Raw genomic sequence first — 17,202 nt, 5'->3', positions numbered from 1 at the left:
AATGAACAAAATCAACTTTCCACAAACATTTCCAACAATACATACCGAAAGACTGATCTTAAAACAAGCGACGATCGAAGACGCTGAGGATATGCACATCTATTTATCCAATGAAACCGTGTGCCGCTACATGGGAATCGATGCTCATGAAACGATTGAAGACACACAAGGAGAAATCAAGTGGTATCACGACATCTTCAAAGAACAAACAGGCATCCGCTGGGGCATTTCTCTAAAAGACAACCCAGCCATCATCGGCAGCTGCGGCTTTCTCAATCTAGAAAAACAGCACTGCCGCACCGAAATTGGCTATGAATTACACCACGATCATTGGAGAAAAGGCATCATGAGCGAAGCGATTGCTGCGGTGTTACGATATGGATTTCAGGTGATGAACCTGAACCGGATTGAAGCGATTATTGATCCAGCAAATAAGTCTTCTGTTCAATTGTTGGAGAACTTTGATTTTGTAAGAGAGGGTTTATTGCGGGAGTATGAGCTTGGTCAGAATGGATTTGATGATGTGTTTATGTATGCGATTTTGAAGAGGGATTATGAATAAAATTCTATGAGAAAAAGGAGAAACAAGCGACATGTGGGTAGAAGACTGGTTTAAAAAGTTTGAAGCACAAACATTCATTAATATCCTGAAAACCATCAATATCAAAATGAAAAAGGTATCTTCATGTTAGAAATTTTTAAAATCGTAGTACCACCTCTAGTATCTATTGGTATATGTTGGATAACTCTTTATTTTACAAATAAAATAAATATAAGGTCACTGGAACATCAGCATAAACTTCATATAGAAAGTTTGAAAAAAGACGAGGAAAAATACCAGGAACAATTGGCGAATAATAAAGAAGCTGAGCGTTTGAAGCATTTACCATACCTATCTCTCATCCCAAAATATCAGATACATAGATTTGAAGGTGAAATGAAAAGAGAAAACAATGATAACATCTTTATTCCTTTCAAAATAATAAATCAAGGTGCTGGTATTGCTTTTTCTTGTCATGTGAAAATTTTAGAGGAAGATAGTAAACCTAATAATATACACATTGGTACAGTTACAGCCTTTCAACGAAAGCATAAAGATGATTATGACATTTTAGGAGTCAGTGAACCTATTGATACAGATGTTTTACGTGTTGATAATCACAGTGAATTTTGTTTATATTTGACTGCTATAGATAGAAATAAAATGGAAATAATACCTTCAGAATCATTGAAATGGGAATTTGATATTACTTTTTACGATATTCAAGGAAAACATTATACACAGAGATATTCATTTTACACATCAACAAAAAATAATAAAGTACATAGAGTTAATTCATATATGCCTGAGTTGGTTGTATAGGCAGTTTTTTAAATTTTTACTAACTGCCTTTTTTAAAAGAAAAAGAGCCTATAATCTATTTAAATAAGAATTATAGGCTTTCTATTTCTTATTCCCCTCCCATGGTTAATATGCTTCCACTTCATTCACGATACGAGGTAAAACTTTCACAAACACGCCCCAATGAATTTTTTTCAAACCATCAATAAATGTAACAGGAAGATATCGATCTTGTAGTCATATGTCCCTGATTTACCCACGAAATCTACGCTACGGATATCTGAGGCAATCGTGAATTATTACCAGCTGTTGCGTTCAAGACCGAATTTGGAAATTCATTCATTAGAATTAAATCTTATTCTCGGATGATTTCTAGATTTTCTTCTGAAATTTCACCTAGTACACGGATACCTAGTCCTGGATCTGAGTTTGGATGTCTCTAGACGATGTCGTCATGAATACCAATCTCTAAACCTAGGTTAGGAAATTCTCCCTCTGATATTACAACACAGCACAAAAAGTCAAGTTTCCTAAAGAGCATTTCCGCTATACTAAACTCGTAAGGCAAGGAGGTGCTCGGTTGTCCTATCAAGAACATGAGAAAACGATTCAAGAAACATTAAATTATATTGAACAGCATCTGAAAGATGATTTACCGCTTCAAACTCTAGCGAAACACGCTGGTTATTCTAGGTTTCACTTTCACCGTATATTCAAGAAAGTGATTAAGAAGTCAGTTGTCGATTATATAAGGGAACGTCGAATGACCCAAGCGGCGAAGGATTTAATTCATACGGATCAACGGGCGATTGACATTGCATTGCAGTATCGATTTAGTTCACAGGAGTCCTTCACTAGAGCCTTTAAGAAGATATATGATATGTCACCCGCACGTTATCGGAGATTACTAAGGAATGTCATTGACAAGGAGGAAATGAATATGGCTGCAAATAAGAACACACCTACCGGCTGGATTATGACGGGAGAAACACCATCTGATTATGAAACAGGTCTGGATAACAGAATTGTACACAGTGGTACTACCTCAGCTTACCTGAAATCAAAAGATGAAAAAGCACGAGGATTCGCGACCTTGATGCAGCAAATTAAGTCTGATCGTTACCGTGGAGAACGCCTTCAATTTTCTGCTTTTGTCAAAAGCGAAGATGTGAAAGGTTCAGCTGGTTTATGGATGAGGATTGACCATTCTTCAGGTGAAGTTCTTGCGTTTGACAACATGATGAACCGCCCCATTACAGGAACAAACGGCTGGAATCATTTTAGTGTAGTATTGGATGTTCCAGTCAAAAGTGAAGTCATTGCGTTTGGCATATTACTACATGGTCAAGGTCACATTTGGATGGACGAACTTAGTTTTAAAATTGTAGATGAAAGTGTCCCCGTGACAGAACAAAATACTGTGGATCATTTAGAGGATGAACCAGTGAATTTAAATTTTGAAGGCTAGCAGATCGAATTTAAGAGGAGGTTCATTGTCATGAAAAAAATTGGTGCGATTTTATTGTTCGCTATGAATTCACTCACCTTTATTTGTGGCCTCGGAATTTTATTTGGTGAAGAGGATTAAAGATAAGCACCCATAGAACAAAAAAAATCAATTAAAAAAGATACCCCTATCACTATCTCTTTTTTATAGACTTGGTATAATAGAAAAAATCAGAAAAATGAGAATGCGATGATAAGGAATAGTACTTGCCGAAATGTTTTCAGAAAGTTGCTGGTTGATGAGAAGCAACAACAAAATGGCAGGGAACTCACCTTAGAGTTGCCTTAGTGAAATTAAAAGTATTGATGTAGTTAAGGTCGGCCCCCCACCGTTATATGGGAAGGATATCAGATCAAACAATCTGTATCCGAATAAGGGCATGATAATGTATGGTTATCATGAAACAGGGGTGGTACCGCGTAAGAAGAAGTCTTTCGTCTCCAAGGTAAATATTGGGGATGAAAGGCTTTTTTTATATTCTATTTTCTAGGAGGAATCGATGATGTTTAACCACAAAAAATACGAAAAGAAATACTTTTTGCCACCGAAGCTTACTTATGATTGGGTGAAGAAAGAAACATTAGAAAGTGCTCCGATATGGTGCAGTGTGGACTTACGGGATGGTAATCAAGCATTATCTATTCCTATGAACTTAGAAGAAAAATTAGAAATGTTTCAGTTACTAGTAGAGATAGGTTTTAAAGAAATTGAAATCGCATTTCCAGCTGCTTCTGATACGGAGTTTAGGCTGTTACGGACACTGATTGATCATCATATGATTCCAGACGATGTCACGATTATGGTGATCACACAAGCGAGAGAGCATATTATCCGCCGAACCTTCGAAGCCATTAAGGGAGTACCGAAAGCAATTGTTCATTTATATAATTCGACTTCAGAAGCGCAGCGCAGACAGGTATTTAAGAAAACAAAAGATGAAATTAAACAAATTGCCATTGATGGAGCTATTTTAGTAAAAGAACTTGCCGAAAAAACAAATAGTGATATTTATTTTCAATATAGTCCAGAAAGCTTTCCAGGAACAGAAGTTGATTATGCGTTAGATATTTGTAATAGTGTTTTAGATATTTGGAAACCGACACGAGCTCATAAAGCGATCATCAATATTCCGACAACAGTTGAATATTCAATGCCTCATATCTTTGCAAGTCAGATTGAGTATATACACAAAAATCTGTCTTACCGAGACAGTGTGACATTATCTGTTCATCCTCATAATGACCGCGGCTCTGGGGTGAGTGATGCAGAATTTGGTGTTCTAGCTGGCGCAGAAAGAGTCGAAGGTACATTATTTGGTATCGGTGAACGTACAGGGAACGTAGACTTGATTACCTTGGCGATGAATATGTATTCACAAGGTTATGATCCAAAATTGAATTTCAATAACCTAGAAGCGATTCGTAAAAAATATGAAAAACTAACAAAAATCACCGTTCCTGAGAGGCAGCCCTATTCTGGGGAAATGGTTTTCACCGCATTCTCTGGGTCACATCAAGATGCGATATCTAAAGGTATGAAATATAGAAAAGAAAATAAAGTTGATAAATGGGACGTTCCGTATATCCCAGTAGATCCCGTTGACTTGGGGAGGAATTATCAAGCGGATGTGATTCGAATCAACAGCCAGTCTGGAAAAGGCGGCATAAGCTATATACTAGAAACAAATTATGGCATTCAACTTCCTTATCAAATGAATGAAGCCATGGGATATGAAGCGAAGAAAGTATCTGATCAGGCAAGTAAGGAATTGTCTGTCGAAGAAATATATCATGTTTTTAAAGAACAGTATGTTGATTATCACCCTCATTTCCAGCTGCTTGATTATCAATTTCATAAAGGAGAGAAGCAGGAAGTTACCTTAACTTTGCTGAGAGATGATCAACAAATTGAAATACAAGGAACTGGCACTGGAAGTTTAGATGCAATCAGTAATGCGTTAAAAGCATATTTTCATCTCGAATATGTTTTGGAAGTCTATGAACAGAATTCTTTGGGCAAAGATTCCCAAGCAAAAGCCTGTGCACAGATTGGAATTTCATATCAAGGAAAAATGCATTGGGGTGCTGGAATTGATAAAGATATTATAGAAGCAACAGTGAAGGCCCTGGTGGTTGCAGTAAATAAACTAGAGGTTTGGATGTAGATGGAAAAAGATAAACTTGAAAAACATGAAGTGATGCAATATTTAAGAGAATATAACGAGCAAGAAATTTTTTATCAACAATACCAACAGAAAAAGCATGACAATCAATCATTGCAATTATTTTTGAAGAATTATGATAAACACAATTTAATGCATAAACAAATATATATTGAAGAATTTTTGCAAAAAGGGCAGAACGAATTTGAAAAGGAAGATACCATGTGGTTAGGTCAGGAGAAAGATATCGAAGTGAGAAAGTATAGCCGTTTTATGCCTCAATTGTCGGCTATCCATGATTTCTTTGAGATGATCTATGTTCTGGAAAATGAGATGTGTTTAGAAGTGGAAGATAAAAAAATGACTTTAAAATCAGGAGATATTGCCTTTATTCCACCTGACACCCTACACAAGCCAATTGTAATGGAGAATACAATCGCCATGCAAATCATGATCCGTAAGAGTACTTTTCAAAAAGTGTTTTTTAAAATGTTAAAAGGAAATAATGTCATTTCAGAATTCTTTTTGAATGCATTGTATATAAAAGAAAATAAAAATATTCTTATTTTCCATAGTCACTTGGATAAACATTTGCTAGACTGCTCTCTTCAACTATTTACAGAAAATTATAATCGGTTTCCTAGTTACCAGTTGATTATGAATAATTTGTTTGAGATATTATTATGTCTTTTATTAAGGTTCAAACCAAGTCATATGAACGTAAATCAGGTCAAACAATATCGTGAAATACGTATTATTCAAATGCTCCAATATATTCAGCAATGTTGTGAGCATATAACAATCCAGGAGATGGCAGAGGAATTTAACCTTTCACAGTCTTACCTGTCAAAATATATATCTCGTAAGCTTGGCAAATCATTTCGTGAGATTCGACAAGAAATAAGATTGGAAAAAGCCTGCGAAATGCTCACTGGCAGCAATTCACAAGTAGATCATATTGCGGCAGCCGTTGGTTATCAAAATGTAGAGCATTTCATTCGTTTATTTAAGAAAAAGTATCACGTAACACCACATCAATATCGTTTAAATAATAAAGTCTAGCAAACATCAATCAATACAAATAAAAAGGAGAAATCATCATGTCAATCAAACAAGTAAAAGATTATTTTAAACAATATGATATGGATACTCGAATTCAAGAATTTTCAGTATCTAGTGCAACTGTAGACTTGGCTGCTTCTGCATTGGGCTGCGAACCTGAAAGAATCGCAAAAAAACTCTCCTTTCTAGTAAATGGACAAGCTATTTTAATTGTGACCTCTGGCGATGCAAAAGTTGATAACAAAAAATTCAAGGAATATTTTAAAACAAAAGCTAAAATGCTTTCTCCTCATGAGGTCGTTGACTTGGTCGGTCATGAAATTGGCGGAGTATGCCCTTTTGCTATAAAGAATGGCGTTTCTGTTTATTTAGATATTTCACTCAAACGTTTTGAGACAGTCTATCCAGCCTGCGGGAGCAGTAACAGTGCTATTGAACTCACAATAAAACAATTAGAAAAACACTCCGGTTATTCACAATGGATTGACGTGTGTAAGGGATGGAATGATTCATTAACGCATTAAAACGGAAGGAAAAATAAAGTGGGATTCAAAGATTTAATAATAAGCATAACGATAATCCAAGAGCTAGACGCAAATAACACAGAGCCAATCATTTGAGTTTGATATATCACTCATCTTATCAGCTCTTTTTTTAAATAAAGTTTATTCATTTTTTATAGTTTTCGCTTCTTTGATACCATTAGCTAAAGCTTCCATAAGCAGTAGCTCTTTATTTTGAAGTAGCTTACAAATAAATTAAATGGGATCATCTCCTTTAAAGAGACAAAGCAAAACTATGATGCCTCCCCTAAAAATCAATTTACTGTGGACTATTTAGGAAAGCAGAAATAAATGAAAAAGAGCTAAAAACCCTTGATACACAAAGGTTTCTAGCTCTACTATAACTACTCCCACTCAATGAGCACGTAGGGCTTATAAAGCCTGTTGTTATTACATTTCTAGAGTGCCTCCACTACTTTGGAGACACTTTTGACGACAATTGTTTCACCGTTTGATTACCGACAAATACAAATTGCTTACTCATTGCAGTTTTAATCTTGATAATGCCTGCCATTGATTCGGCGACAGCATCATCAATCCCGCGCCACAAATGCGCATAGTGTTTTAGCGTAATTTCTGGCGAACTGTGCCCGAGACGTTTTGAGACAACCAAAACCGAGGAAAGCTTACGTGAGAATGACGTAGTCCTTTTGCCTGATTACTGGAGCACCTGCAAGTTTCGCATAGCGAGCAATAATTCGATCAATCGTTGATTTTATCCTGGGTAAGCCATCATAGGAGAAGATGAAATCCATATTTCCGTGTTGTGCTTGTCGTTCTTTCCATATACGCAACACTTCAAGCGTATCATCATCTAAAGCAAGCACCCGTTTTCCATCAACTGTTTTCGTGTGATTCTTCCGGTTGTAATTCTTGCGACTGACATTATTTAAATTCTGATGTGTGGGGGAGCAGAACTGTGCAAATCAAAAAGACCCCCGCACAAAGCGAGGGCCTATATGGTATATAATACTGTCTTTTAGTCAGTTAGAGCTTCTTCAAAGGAATCAATTAAGATATTAAGGCAAATCCCACTCATGAATGGGAGAAGAATCTTGTCCGCATATAATGTTATTTTTTTCGGTAATTCGTGAAAAGTTAAGACTTCATTACTGTCTTTTTGAACAACCGATTTTTCTACAATATCTCCGACCTCGTCAACTAATTCGAAATATTCGTACGAGTTATATGTGAAATTAACAAAATCATCTTTCAGCGACTCACAAACATCTTCTTTGTCATGTATGAATTTACAATAGAAATCTCTGATTTCTCTTTCCGTTTTCAAAGGGACTCCCATCCAATTATTCGTGTAATCTTTATACTTTTGCATTTCTAAGAGTATTGTGGTGAACAAGCCTCCAAGATAAAAACTAATTTCATCCTCCTGCCCCCAGTAGACTTCGTTTTTATCGTTAAAATCTAGTTTTTCTAAACATACCTCCACCAGCTTAGGAGTCAATAGATACGGATTATCTTTTTTACTTTCGCCTTTCAGAACATAGCCAAGCAGTTTTCTATCAGTGGGGTAAAATTCAATCATAGCATTGCTATAAGATTGACCTTTTTTCCATTCATCATACTTTTGACTTATCCGAGCTGAAGCAAGTTTATAAATTAACTCACATGTTTTATCAAAGGATAGTTCTAAAGTTTGCTTTGCTCTTGCCATCTTACTCACCACCCAGCTCCATTCCACTAGTTAACTCTAATATTTCTTGAGCCGGGGATGAAACAGGTACTTCCTGCACCTGAGTAATTTCCGCAAGTTGAGCCATAGTTTTTTGACCGTCACCCTTAGTGTAGAATTTCAGCCCACTAATTCGGACATTCTTTGTATCATCTTCAAATTCCATTTCTGCTTGATGGTCAGTCATATACAATAATAAGTCTTGTTTCCATAGCTCACTGACAAACCTGTCACCACTCATTCCTTTTGGTTCAATGAATATTTGGAAATAAAACTCGCTATTCTCAAGGAATAAGATAAAGTCAGGTTGAAATCCTTGTAAGTGCATGTCTACGGTTTCACCTGCACGATTGATCCGTGAACCATATTGGTGCAGTTTAACTTTTTCACTTTTGGCTGACTCACGGTGCATATTCTCATCCATTCGGAATAGATAGACACCCTTGTTGTATTTTTGTTTCAACTCGTCCACATGGGCTTTTATTCGTTCAATCAACTCATATTCTAGCTTGTTGACGATTGCTTTTTCATAAACGTAAAACTCATCGTCCATTTCGTAAGCGTCAACCTTTTGAGTCGCTTGAATCAAGAGATTTGCGGTGTCGTACTCTGTAACACGCTTCTTGTAATCTGTCAGATATTCTCTAATCGGATAGCCGATAAATTTGTTTGTTCCACGTTGTTTGATATACCCAGATTTGAATTTCACTTCATACTCTTTCAATAGGTCGATAGTCACTTTCAAAATCTCATTTGGGGAAATATCTGACGCTTTGTATTCTTTCGGGACAGTCAAGAAAAGCTTCAGATTCCCTGCATTTAACCATTTCTCTCCATAAATAAATTCTTTCATAGAAGTTAGGAGTGGTAGATACTTTTTCAATTTATCAAACTGATAGAACTCAAGGCGTTGAATGGCTTTCTTAATGTAACGAACATCAAATTTTTCCACTCCGATTGTCTTTGTTTCGATACCTTCAACAGTAGCCTTATAAGAGACTTCCCGACTACCATAGTTCAAGCTTCGAGAAATATCCGCCTTATGGTTAATGCCATATTTTTCAATAGAATCGAACCATTCATCCGATACATCCTCCGCTTCGTTATAATAGATTTTCCCTGTTTTATAGGTATCTGTTTTCTTGAAGGAAGGTTTAACTTTAATTTCAATAGGCGGATTTTTCTTATCTTGTCCCGTTGGTAAATCCATTTGTTCCAAAGAGCCCACTAGCTGTTTCAAATATTGAGGTTCATTCATTGTATGGTAGTGGAGGGTTTCTAAAAATAATTGCTTATTTGAAGAATCATTATCATATCTCCGCTGATAGCTTTTCTCACCTTCAATTTCAAATGGATAATACCTTGCACCTCGTCCAATTAATTGAGCTTCAACCATTGTAGCGTTCTTATTCGTGCCTGCTTCTTTTTCGATACGAACAATATCATATAGATTGAGCACATCCCACCCCTCTGTAAGTTTTGCCACAGCAAAAACTACACGATAGAGATTATTAGGGCTTTCGAGCGTGTTCAAGGCTTCATACTGACCTTTTTCAAGCATATTGCCACTGGCATCGTTGGCATTCAAAATATTTCGTGGGTCAAAGTCCTGTTTAATCTCACGAACAATCTTTGCTAAATCATCTTCATTTTGCAGGTAGAAATTATAAGCCAACTTTAGTGCAGAGCTTTCGTTACTATCCAATGCTTGCTGACGTTGGATGAATGACACTATATCACTTACGTTTAGATTGGCAATGAGTTCATTAAAAACTTTTGTTGCTTCAAGTGAGATTGCAACTTTTGGTGATTTGAACAAAATCACGGGCTTGAATGATCCCGTGACTCCCTCAGCATAGGCACGGTATTTTCGGAATTGTGAGAGTAAAACCACGTTCAGCATTTTATCTTCATCACTTGCAGATGTTTCAATACGCTTAACCTGCTTAGAGTACCCATCAAACATAAGTTTGTTTAACGGATAACGGTAAACAACTTTATCACGATATTTGTTGTAAATTGCTTCCTTGTCAAAATCCACTGTTGCCGTGAACTCTAGCAATAGATTCTTTTGCTCCTTGTCATCCCTAGCCCTTAGAATCTTATTGATAGCATATTCCCAAGTGTTCTCAGCTTCTTTTTCTGATTTTGTGCTTGCGGAATAATGATGAGCTTCATCAGCCAAAACAACCACAGGATGATTTTCATAATCAGATAAACCCATTGTGTTCTCTTTTAACACAAACAAATCATCTGATACCTTTTGCACGGATGAAAGCTTGATATAGATGGTATTATTTTGCCGAACACGAGGGAAACGCTCAACTTGTCGAATATAAATTCGTTGTCCTTCAATCTCGATCTTCTCTTGAAAAAGATACTTATCAGTATTTTCATTTACCAAATTATCCTTCGTTTTCATAAGGACAGAATTGGTATTAACAGTAAATAAGAAATTTTGATACTTGTGTTCTTGATAAAGATAGAGAATTAGACCCGCCATCAAATCCGTTTTACCTGAACCAGTTGCCATGTTAAACAAAACGTGTTGAGGACTAGGGCTAATCTGAGTTTGCGTAAAGTGATAGTTGCGCATTGCTTCATCTTGATAATCACGTAACGTATGGAGTAGATTTTGATTGATATACTCTGGAATAACATACCCTTGATGTTGACTAAATAAATTTTGTTCAGCTTGATTAGCTTGTTCAACTAAGGGAAATCTAAGAGCATTAGTAGTAGTTTTCTTGGCTCTTGCCATATTACTCACCACCTTCATAGAACGCTTTGTTAAAAGCGTAGTCCTCGTCAGAAATTAAGTCACGGACATTCTTATCATCAATCTCCGAATAGTTAAAATAAAGCCCATTCTTATCAAGTAATTTAACTAACAGCCGTTTATTGTTATCAAATCCTTCAGTCCAATCAATCTTTGATAAATCAGCACGGAAGGAAATATCAGCAGGTTCTTCTGTATCAGTTCCTAGTAGCATGCGTTCATAAACTGATTTAAGCTCATCAATAGTCTTTGAGTGGATGACATCTTGAAGGTAGCCCATGTTCTTAGGAAATAGTTCAGCATAGACGAATGAACCTCCGCCCTGCCAATCAACGTCTTTTGAGATCCCGCCTTGTTCGCCCTCAATAACCTTTTGTAGCCTTGGAACAGATACAGTATTGATGTAGTCCATCTGCTCAATACCAATGAAGCGTCGATTCATTTTCATTGCGACCGCTGGCGTAGTTGCTGACCCCATGAAGAAATCCATGACGATGTCATTCTCTTTGGTGGTAATTTTTATAATTTCATATAACAACTCCTCGGGTTTTGCATAATCAAAAGCATTACGTCCAAAAAGCAGATCAATCTGATCGTTACCTAATTTATTTACAGTTGTACCATCATACAACTTCAATAAGAAGTCTGAGTATACTGCAGATGCTTTTTCTTTAGCATCATCCTCATCTTTGAAAACTCGTCTAAATGGCTTATCTCCACTCATAAACTCATAATCATCAGGAAACCCAATACTTCCATTCTCATACCACTCTTGGAAAGTATCTTTAGTAACAGCCCATGAACGCTTAGGGTTGACTGGATATTCTTTACCAGTCTTGGGATTAACCATTGTAAAATTTGAATTTGGACGCTCATATATCGTTCTTTGGCTAGTCATATCTGCTTTGCGCCATGGGCGATTAGGAAAATCGGGAGTGGTTAGGTATTTCCTTTCTACTTTTCGACCCACAATTTCATCACCCTCAAAACCATTTGTGTATACAAGAAGCCAATCAAAGTCTTGAGATAGATTAAATGGTACGTCAGATTTTCCGTTACGCGTCTTTCGAGGAATCGTACCAACAAATTTATCTGAGCCAAATATGCTATCAGATAATACTTTGAGATAGTGCATCCCATCTTCAGAGATATTTATCCATACAGACCCATTGTCCGCTAACATCTGTTTAGCAATCTCTAGCCTATTCTTTAAGAACGTGAGCCATGTGCTCATTCTAAAATTTGAATTATACTTGAATGAATCTTCTGCAATCTTTTTCTTGAAAAAGTATGGTACATCAATATAGATCATTTTTATTTGTCCTACGTATTTATCTTTCAAAGTATGTAACGCAAGAAGATTATTTCCTTTGATTATTAGATTGTCTTGCTCCATATTAAAAGAAATTGGCTTAGTATCTAGATGTGTGTGTTCCTCATTGTTAAATCGTTTTACGTTAGACAAAATTTTCTTATCAAATAATCTGTCGATTTCATCTTTTTCAATTGTCTCATTCAGAAAGGCGTCGTCATATCGGTCTTCGTTATCTTCCTTTGTCATAGAAGCAGTAAGCACACCATCTTTGAACGGAAAATCTAACACCACATCTTGGCTGTCCTCTAAGAACTTCCCTTTAGAGGCTAACCCGACACGGTTTTCATATTTGGTAAAGCTTGTGTCCCAGTAATCGTTGTAAAGTACTGCTTCCTCAAGCTGGTCTATTTGAAAAAGCTTGTTCCCTGCAAATTCTTTGATAAAATGCTGTTTGATGAATTCCACTTCAAATAACTTGCTAAGAAGTGCTTCATCATAATTCCGTAAATCATCCGTAAGTTTTGATCGGTTTAATTCCTCTCCGACAAAATACTTACCGCCAAAAGAAGATAATGCTATTTTTAACTCATCAAAAATCTTCGGTTCAATCTTTGCCATATTATTCATCCCTTTTACGACTTTTTTCTAATTATAACATTGAACTAAATCTCTCATATAGGAAAACCATATAATAAAAACTCCCACCGACAATCATTCGATGAGAGTTTTTGGAGACAATCTTGGAGACAATTCAAAAGAAGAATTTTGGTTCCAGAGAGTCTTATGAATTTTACCTAAACGGCGTAAAATTAACATTTCCATGTGTATAGAGTGTCACTTGATTATTCCCACTCTATCGTAGCAGGCGGCTTACTCGTAATATCATACACTACGCGGTTAATATGCTTCACTTCATTCACGATACGAGTTGAGATCTTTTCAAGCACGTCCCAAGGGATTCTTGCCCAGTCACTCGTCATACCGTCAATAGATGTCACAGCACGGATGCCGATTGTGTAGTCGTATGTTCTTGCGTCACCCATAACACCTACGCTGCGGATGTCTGGGAGAACGGTGAAGTATTGCCAGATGTCGCGCTCAAGGCCGAAGTTGGCAATTTCTTCGCGTAGAATCGCATCCGATTCACGGACGATTTCTAGTTTTTCTTCAGAAATTTCACCTAGTACACGGATACCTAGTCCTGGACCTGGGAATGGCTGTCTCCAGACAATGTCATCAGGAATCCCAAGCTCTGAACCTAGGGCACGGACTTCATCCTTGAATAGCGTATTGAGTGGCTCAATCAATTCGAACTGCATGTCTTCTGGAAGACCGCCTACGTTGTGGTGAGATTTGATTGTTTGTGCCGTTGCTGTTCCGCTCTCAATGATGTCTGTGTAAAGTGTTCCTTGTGCTAAGTAGTCGATTCCTTTTAGCTTGTCCGCTTCGTCATCGAATACATAAATGAATTCGTTACCGATGATTTTACGTTTTTGCTCAGGATCAGACACACCTTTTAGCTTGTTTAAGAAACGATCTTTTGCATCTACTTTAATCACGTTCATGTTGAAACCTTCGCTAAATGTTTTCATAACCCCTTCTGCTTCGCCTTTGCGAAGAAGACCGTGGTCAACGAAAATACATGTCAGCTGATCGCCGATGGCTTTGTGGATCAATACTGCCACAACAGATGAATCCACCCCGCCGCTTAGTGCGCACAATACTTGCTTGTCGCCTACTGTTTCACGGATTTTCTGCATTTCGATTTCAATAAAGTTCTCCATTGACCATTTGCCATCGCAATCACACACGCCGAAGACAAAGTTTTTCAATAGGTCATTTCCGTACTCAGAGTGACGAACCTCTGGGTGGAATTGAACGCCATAGAAATTCTTCTCAGCTAAGCTCATGGCTGAGTTTGGACAATGTGCACTTGTTGCATCGACTGTAAAGCCTTCTGGTACTTCAACAACGAGGTCACCATGGCTCATCCAAACGACTTGATCAGTTGGAAGGTCTTTGAATAAAGCAGGTGTTCCGTTAATATGGATATCTGCTTTTCCATATTCACGCTGGCTGGCCGCTTCTACTTTCCCGCCTAAATAGTGAGTCATGAGCTGCATGCCGTAGCAAATGCCTAGAACCGGAATGTCTAGATCAAAGATATTTTCATCACAGCGGAAAGATCCTTCATCATAAACACTGTTTGGTCCACCAGAAAGGATGATTCCTTTAGGTGCCATTTCTTTAATTTCTTCAGCAGTTAAAGTGTGCGGATGAAGCTCACTGTACACACCAAATTCACGAATACGGCGTGTGATCAGCTGATTGTACTGACTGCCGAAATCGAGAACCAAAATCATTTCATTTACTAAATTTGTCATGGTGTCACCTCTATGTCCAATATAGTTTTTTATAAACGCACAGAAAAAATGAGAGGAGAAAACCTGCTCTCAGTGTGAATCACGCTTTTGAAGCGCCCAGACTCACATCCGAACGCTTCAATTTCATGTATTTTAGAAGGTTTTAATATTCACCTATTCTAACAACAGGAAGGTACGCGGTCAAGACTATCTCCTGTTTATTAAATTTTCCCATAACTTTGCCGATTGCTGCCAAAGCGCCGACGCATCCTCTCGCCGGTAGAGCGCACGTTCATAAAACTGCGTCAGCTCTGACATATGATGATCTCCATTCTTCTCATCAATTAGCGAAGCGAATTCTCTTAGCGTCATACCTGGCTTTTTCTCGATTCCTCTGCGCCCTAGCTGCTTTAATAGAGCTGCATACGCATAGAAGAATGCTTCATCCTCTGGCAGACGTTTCACCTTTCTTACAATAAAGAATGGCAGCCATCTTGTTCTGAATCGATAAAGCATCCAGCTGATGAAACCAAGCAGGAAAATAGCTCCTGCCGCATAACCTATAACCCAACCAACATGCACCATATTTGGCTTTGCCTGCGCTGTTTGTTCCTTTGGTTGTGCAGGCTGCTCTGTCTCCTGCTGCTTCGGCTGGTCTTGCTGCTGATCTTCACTTGCATCAGAACTAGACTGATCTTCTTCTTCTTTTTGATCATCCGTTTGATCGCTTGAAACAGCTTCATTCGTAAATGTCTCTGGGTTTGTAAATCCTTTTGTCGGTTCAAAGGTGACCCAGCCTCTGTTTGGAAAATAAACCTCTACCCATGAATGCGCATTGTTATTGGTCACTTCATACACATTGTTTCCATCCATTTGTGTTTCATATAACTGGCCAGACGTATACCCTTTTACCCATCTCGCCGGAATTCCGATCGAACGAAGCATTACAATCATAGAGGTTGAAAAATTATCACAATAGCCGATCATCGTATCAAATAAAAATTGATCCACATAATCTTCATTACGACCAGGCACAGCGACATTTTGCGTTTCATATGAAAACTTCGCAGATCCTAAATAATCCTCGATTGCTTTGGCTTTATCATACATATTGTCCTTCGTTTCCGTTAAGCTGTTTGCCAAAGTTTTCACACGTTCTGGAAGTGAGGATGGAAGCTGCAAGTATTCACGGCCAACCTGCTGATTCACCTGCTTCTTTGTCGGTACTTTAATCCTTTGCAAATCTTCCAGGATAAATGTAGGAGATAAGAAACTGACTTGATAGTTCCCCAGATTTTTAGGTGGGTTTTGCATAGACGGGACAATTTTCTCCGTTTTGCCCATGATTTGCAGCGGAATATTTTCCATTGGCGTCAGCGTAATCGTACCAATCGGATAGACGGCATGATTAAATCGATAGTTCGATTCCATATCGACTCTCGTTTCATGTACCTCTGTTTTCACTCGCTCAGTAAACCACCGATTCGGCACAGTGTCGTCCTTTAACCGAGTAGACTTCGTATCATTTGAAGCATCCTCCCAGCCCTTTCCTGTGTAAATACTTTTTGTTTCTACACGAAAGTAAGACGGCTCCTTTCCGCTCCATTTAAAGACAGGTGTGCGGTCCTCACTAAATGGTCCGCCAAGCGCCGAATCATCTGCACTATATCCCACTTTATTCTGCCCGGCTGTCCCATCTTGATTCGTGACCGCCTTAAAAAACGGGACAGGATCGGGCCATTTCGGATCAGATTTAGGCAAAGAAGCGCCGAGTGACGCTGATAGAAGGACAAGCGCCAGCATGGGCAAAAACCACTTTAGACGTGCTTTCTGTGACACCTGAACGCCCTCAGCCGAACGCAGTCGATCAAAATACAGCAATCCAAGCAAACAAAATCCAAATACCATAATACGAACGATCGCAAAGGTCGCATCATATGGCGTAAACGTATCAAGAATCGTGACATACACAATCGTCATCAGTAAAAAGAAAAAGATACGCTGCTGATAGACCACCCAATAATGAAGCAAATAGACAAGCAGCCACAGCAAAATATAAAACAACAATGTGCGGAAAGACGGATACATGTCACTCCACATGCCCATGCTCATTAACGTGATATTATCCTTGATATCAGCAAACAAAGCAGCCGGATAACCTGGCGCTGATTGATAAAAGATCAAATATAAGGCGAGCAAAATCAGTCCAGCACAAATAGGAAACGTCACATACCACTTCAGACGAAAGAACGTAAACAAACACGTAAGCCCGATAAAAATGATGAAATAAGACGTATGGCTCGTCTCTGTAAAATCTTGAAGTGGACGAAGCCACTCCCATAGCAGCAGAAAAGCTACAGCATAATAGATGAACAATTCAAAACGGCTTTGCCGCAGATGCGTATGCAGCATAAATGTTT

11 protein-coding genes, 2 pseudogenes and 1 other annotated feature are annotated in these 17,202 nt (G+C 38.0%); of the genes and pseudogenes, 7 read left to right on the top strand and 6 right to left on the bottom strand.

The features are described from left to right. Position 1 precedes the first annotated feature (1 nt). The 7 genes and pseudogenes from MHB66_RS03105 to MHB66_RS03075 form a co-directional block, all read left to right on the top strand. Positions 2 to 562 carry a GNAT family protein gene (locus tag MHB66_RS03105; RefSeq protein WP_046314159.1) on the top strand — a complete coding sequence of 187 codons (561 nt, stop codon included), beginning with the start codon at positions 2 to 4 and terminating at the stop codon, positions 560 to 562. A 123-nt stretch (positions 563 to 685) separates the two neighbouring features. After that, complete coding sequence (locus MHB66_RS03100) at positions 686 to 1,363, top strand: hypothetical protein (protein WP_046314161.1); 678 nt, start codon at positions 686 to 688, stop codon at positions 1,361 to 1,363. A gap of 559 nt (positions 1,364 to 1,922) precedes the next feature. Continuing rightward, a complete protein-coding gene (locus MHB66_RS03095; RefSeq protein WP_041116051.1) occupies positions 1,923 to 2,810 on the top strand; it encodes an AraC family transcriptional regulator in 888 nt (295 codons plus the stop codon). 219 nt (positions 2,811 to 3,029) lie between these two features. Continuing rightward, positions 3,030 to 3,294: a binding site (T-box leader), on the top strand. Between the two features lie 57 nt (positions 3,295 to 3,351). Next, complete coding sequence (locus MHB66_RS03090) at positions 3,352 to 5,013, top strand: 2-isopropylmalate synthase (protein WP_041116050.1); 1,662 nt, start codon at positions 3,352 to 3,354, stop codon at positions 5,011 to 5,013. Continuing rightward, positions 5,014 to 6,072, top strand: a complete 1,059-nt coding sequence (locus tag MHB66_RS03085; protein WP_046314163.1) for an AraC family transcriptional regulator — start codon at positions 5,014 to 5,016, stop codon at positions 6,070 to 6,072. Between the two features lie 38 nt (positions 6,073 to 6,110). Further along, positions 6,111 to 6,596 carry a YbaK/EbsC family protein gene (locus tag MHB66_RS03080; protein ID WP_046314165.1) on the top strand — a complete coding sequence of 162 codons (486 nt, stop codon included), beginning with the start codon at positions 6,111 to 6,113 and terminating at the stop codon, positions 6,594 to 6,596. Between the two features lie 222 nt (positions 6,597 to 6,818). Continuing rightward, positions 6,819 to 6,926 (top strand): annotated as a pseudogene (locus MHB66_RS03075) (hypothetical protein); the annotation flags it as partial. A gap of 121 nt (positions 6,927 to 7,047) precedes the next feature. Here the strand turns inward: MHB66_RS03075 and MHB66_RS03070 are convergent. The 6 genes and pseudogenes from MHB66_RS03070 to MHB66_RS03045 form a co-directional block, all read right to left on the bottom strand. Next, a pseudogene (locus MHB66_RS03070) lies at positions 7,048 to 7,516 on the bottom strand (site-specific integrase); the annotation flags it as partial. A 98-nt stretch (positions 7,517 to 7,614) separates the two neighbouring features. Beyond that, positions 7,615 to 8,307: a hypothetical protein gene (locus MHB66_RS03065; RefSeq protein ID WP_046314167.1), complete on the bottom strand. Its 693-nt coding sequence runs from the start codon at positions 8,305 to 8,307 to the stop codon at positions 7,615 to 7,617. Between the two features lies 1 nt (position 8,308). Further along, the gene (locus MHB66_RS03060) at positions 8,309 to 11,086 is read right to left on the bottom strand and encodes a DEAD/DEAH box helicase family protein (RefSeq protein WP_046314168.1); all 2,778 of its coding nucleotides are present in this window, start codon (positions 11,084 to 11,086) and stop codon (positions 8,309 to 8,311) included. A 1-nt stretch (position 11,087) separates the two neighbouring features. After that, entirely contained in the window at positions 11,088 to 13,037 is a 1,950-nt protein-coding gene (locus tag MHB66_RS03055) for a site-specific DNA-methyltransferase (protein ID WP_046314170.1), read from the bottom strand. A 224-nt stretch (positions 13,038 to 13,261) separates the two neighbouring features. Then, the gene (gene guaA, locus MHB66_RS03050) at positions 13,262 to 14,803 is read right to left on the bottom strand and encodes a glutamine-hydrolyzing GMP synthase (protein WP_046314173.1); all 1,542 of its coding nucleotides are present in this window, start codon (positions 14,801 to 14,803) and stop codon (positions 13,262 to 13,264) included. A gap of 186 nt (positions 14,804 to 14,989) precedes the next feature. After that, positions 14,990 to 17,194 carry a transglutaminase domain-containing protein gene (locus tag MHB66_RS03045; RefSeq protein WP_046314175.1) on the bottom strand — a complete coding sequence of 735 codons (2,205 nt, stop codon included), beginning with the start codon at positions 17,192 to 17,194 and terminating at the stop codon, positions 14,990 to 14,992. Between the last annotated feature and the right edge of the window lie 8 nt (positions 17,195 to 17,202).

Source organism: Bacillus sp. FSL L8-0167 (genome assembly GCF_038630295.1).
Taxonomy (GTDB): domain Bacteria; phylum Bacillota; class Bacilli; order Bacillales; family Bacillaceae; genus Bacillus; species Bacillus safensis.
This window is presented reverse-complemented; position numbering and strand designations above follow the sequence as displayed.

Bases quoted from the DNA above. Each gene is read 5' to 3' on its own strand.
- MHB66_RS03060 (WP_046314168.1), bottom strand. From the start codon at position 11,086: ATGGCAAGAGCCAAGAAAACTACTACTAATGCTCTTAGATTTCCCTTA.
- MHB66_RS03080 (WP_046314165.1), top strand. From the start codon at position 6,111: ATGTCAATCAAACAAGTAAAAGATTATTTTAAACAATATGATATGGAT.
- MHB66_RS03105 (WP_046314159.1), top strand. From the start codon at position 2: ATGAACAAAATCAACTTTCCACAAACATTTCCAACAATACATACCGAA.
- MHB66_RS03090 (WP_041116050.1), top strand. From the start codon at position 3,352: ATGTTTAACCACAAAAAATACGAAAAGAAATACTTTTTGCCACCGAAG.
- MHB66_RS03045 (WP_046314175.1), bottom strand. From the start codon at position 17,194: ATGCTGCATACGCATCTGCGGCAAAGCCGTTTTGAATTGTTCATCTAT.
- MHB66_RS03065 (WP_046314167.1), bottom strand. From the start codon at position 8,307: ATGGCAAGAGCAAAGCAAACTTTAGAACTATCCTTTGATAAAACATGT.
- MHB66_RS03085 (WP_046314163.1), top strand. From the start codon at position 5,014: ATGGAAAAAGATAAACTTGAAAAACATGAAGTGATGCAATATTTAAGA.
- guaA (WP_046314173.1), bottom strand. From the start codon at position 14,803: ATGACAAATTTAGTAAATGAAATGATTTTGGTTCTCGATTTCGGCAGT.
- MHB66_RS03055 (WP_046314170.1), bottom strand. From the start codon at position 13,037: ATGGCAAAGATTGAACCGAAGATTTTTGATGAGTTAAAAATAGCATTA.
- MHB66_RS03100 (WP_046314161.1), top strand. From the start codon at position 686: ATGTTAGAAATTTTTAAAATCGTAGTACCACCTCTAGTATCTATTGGT.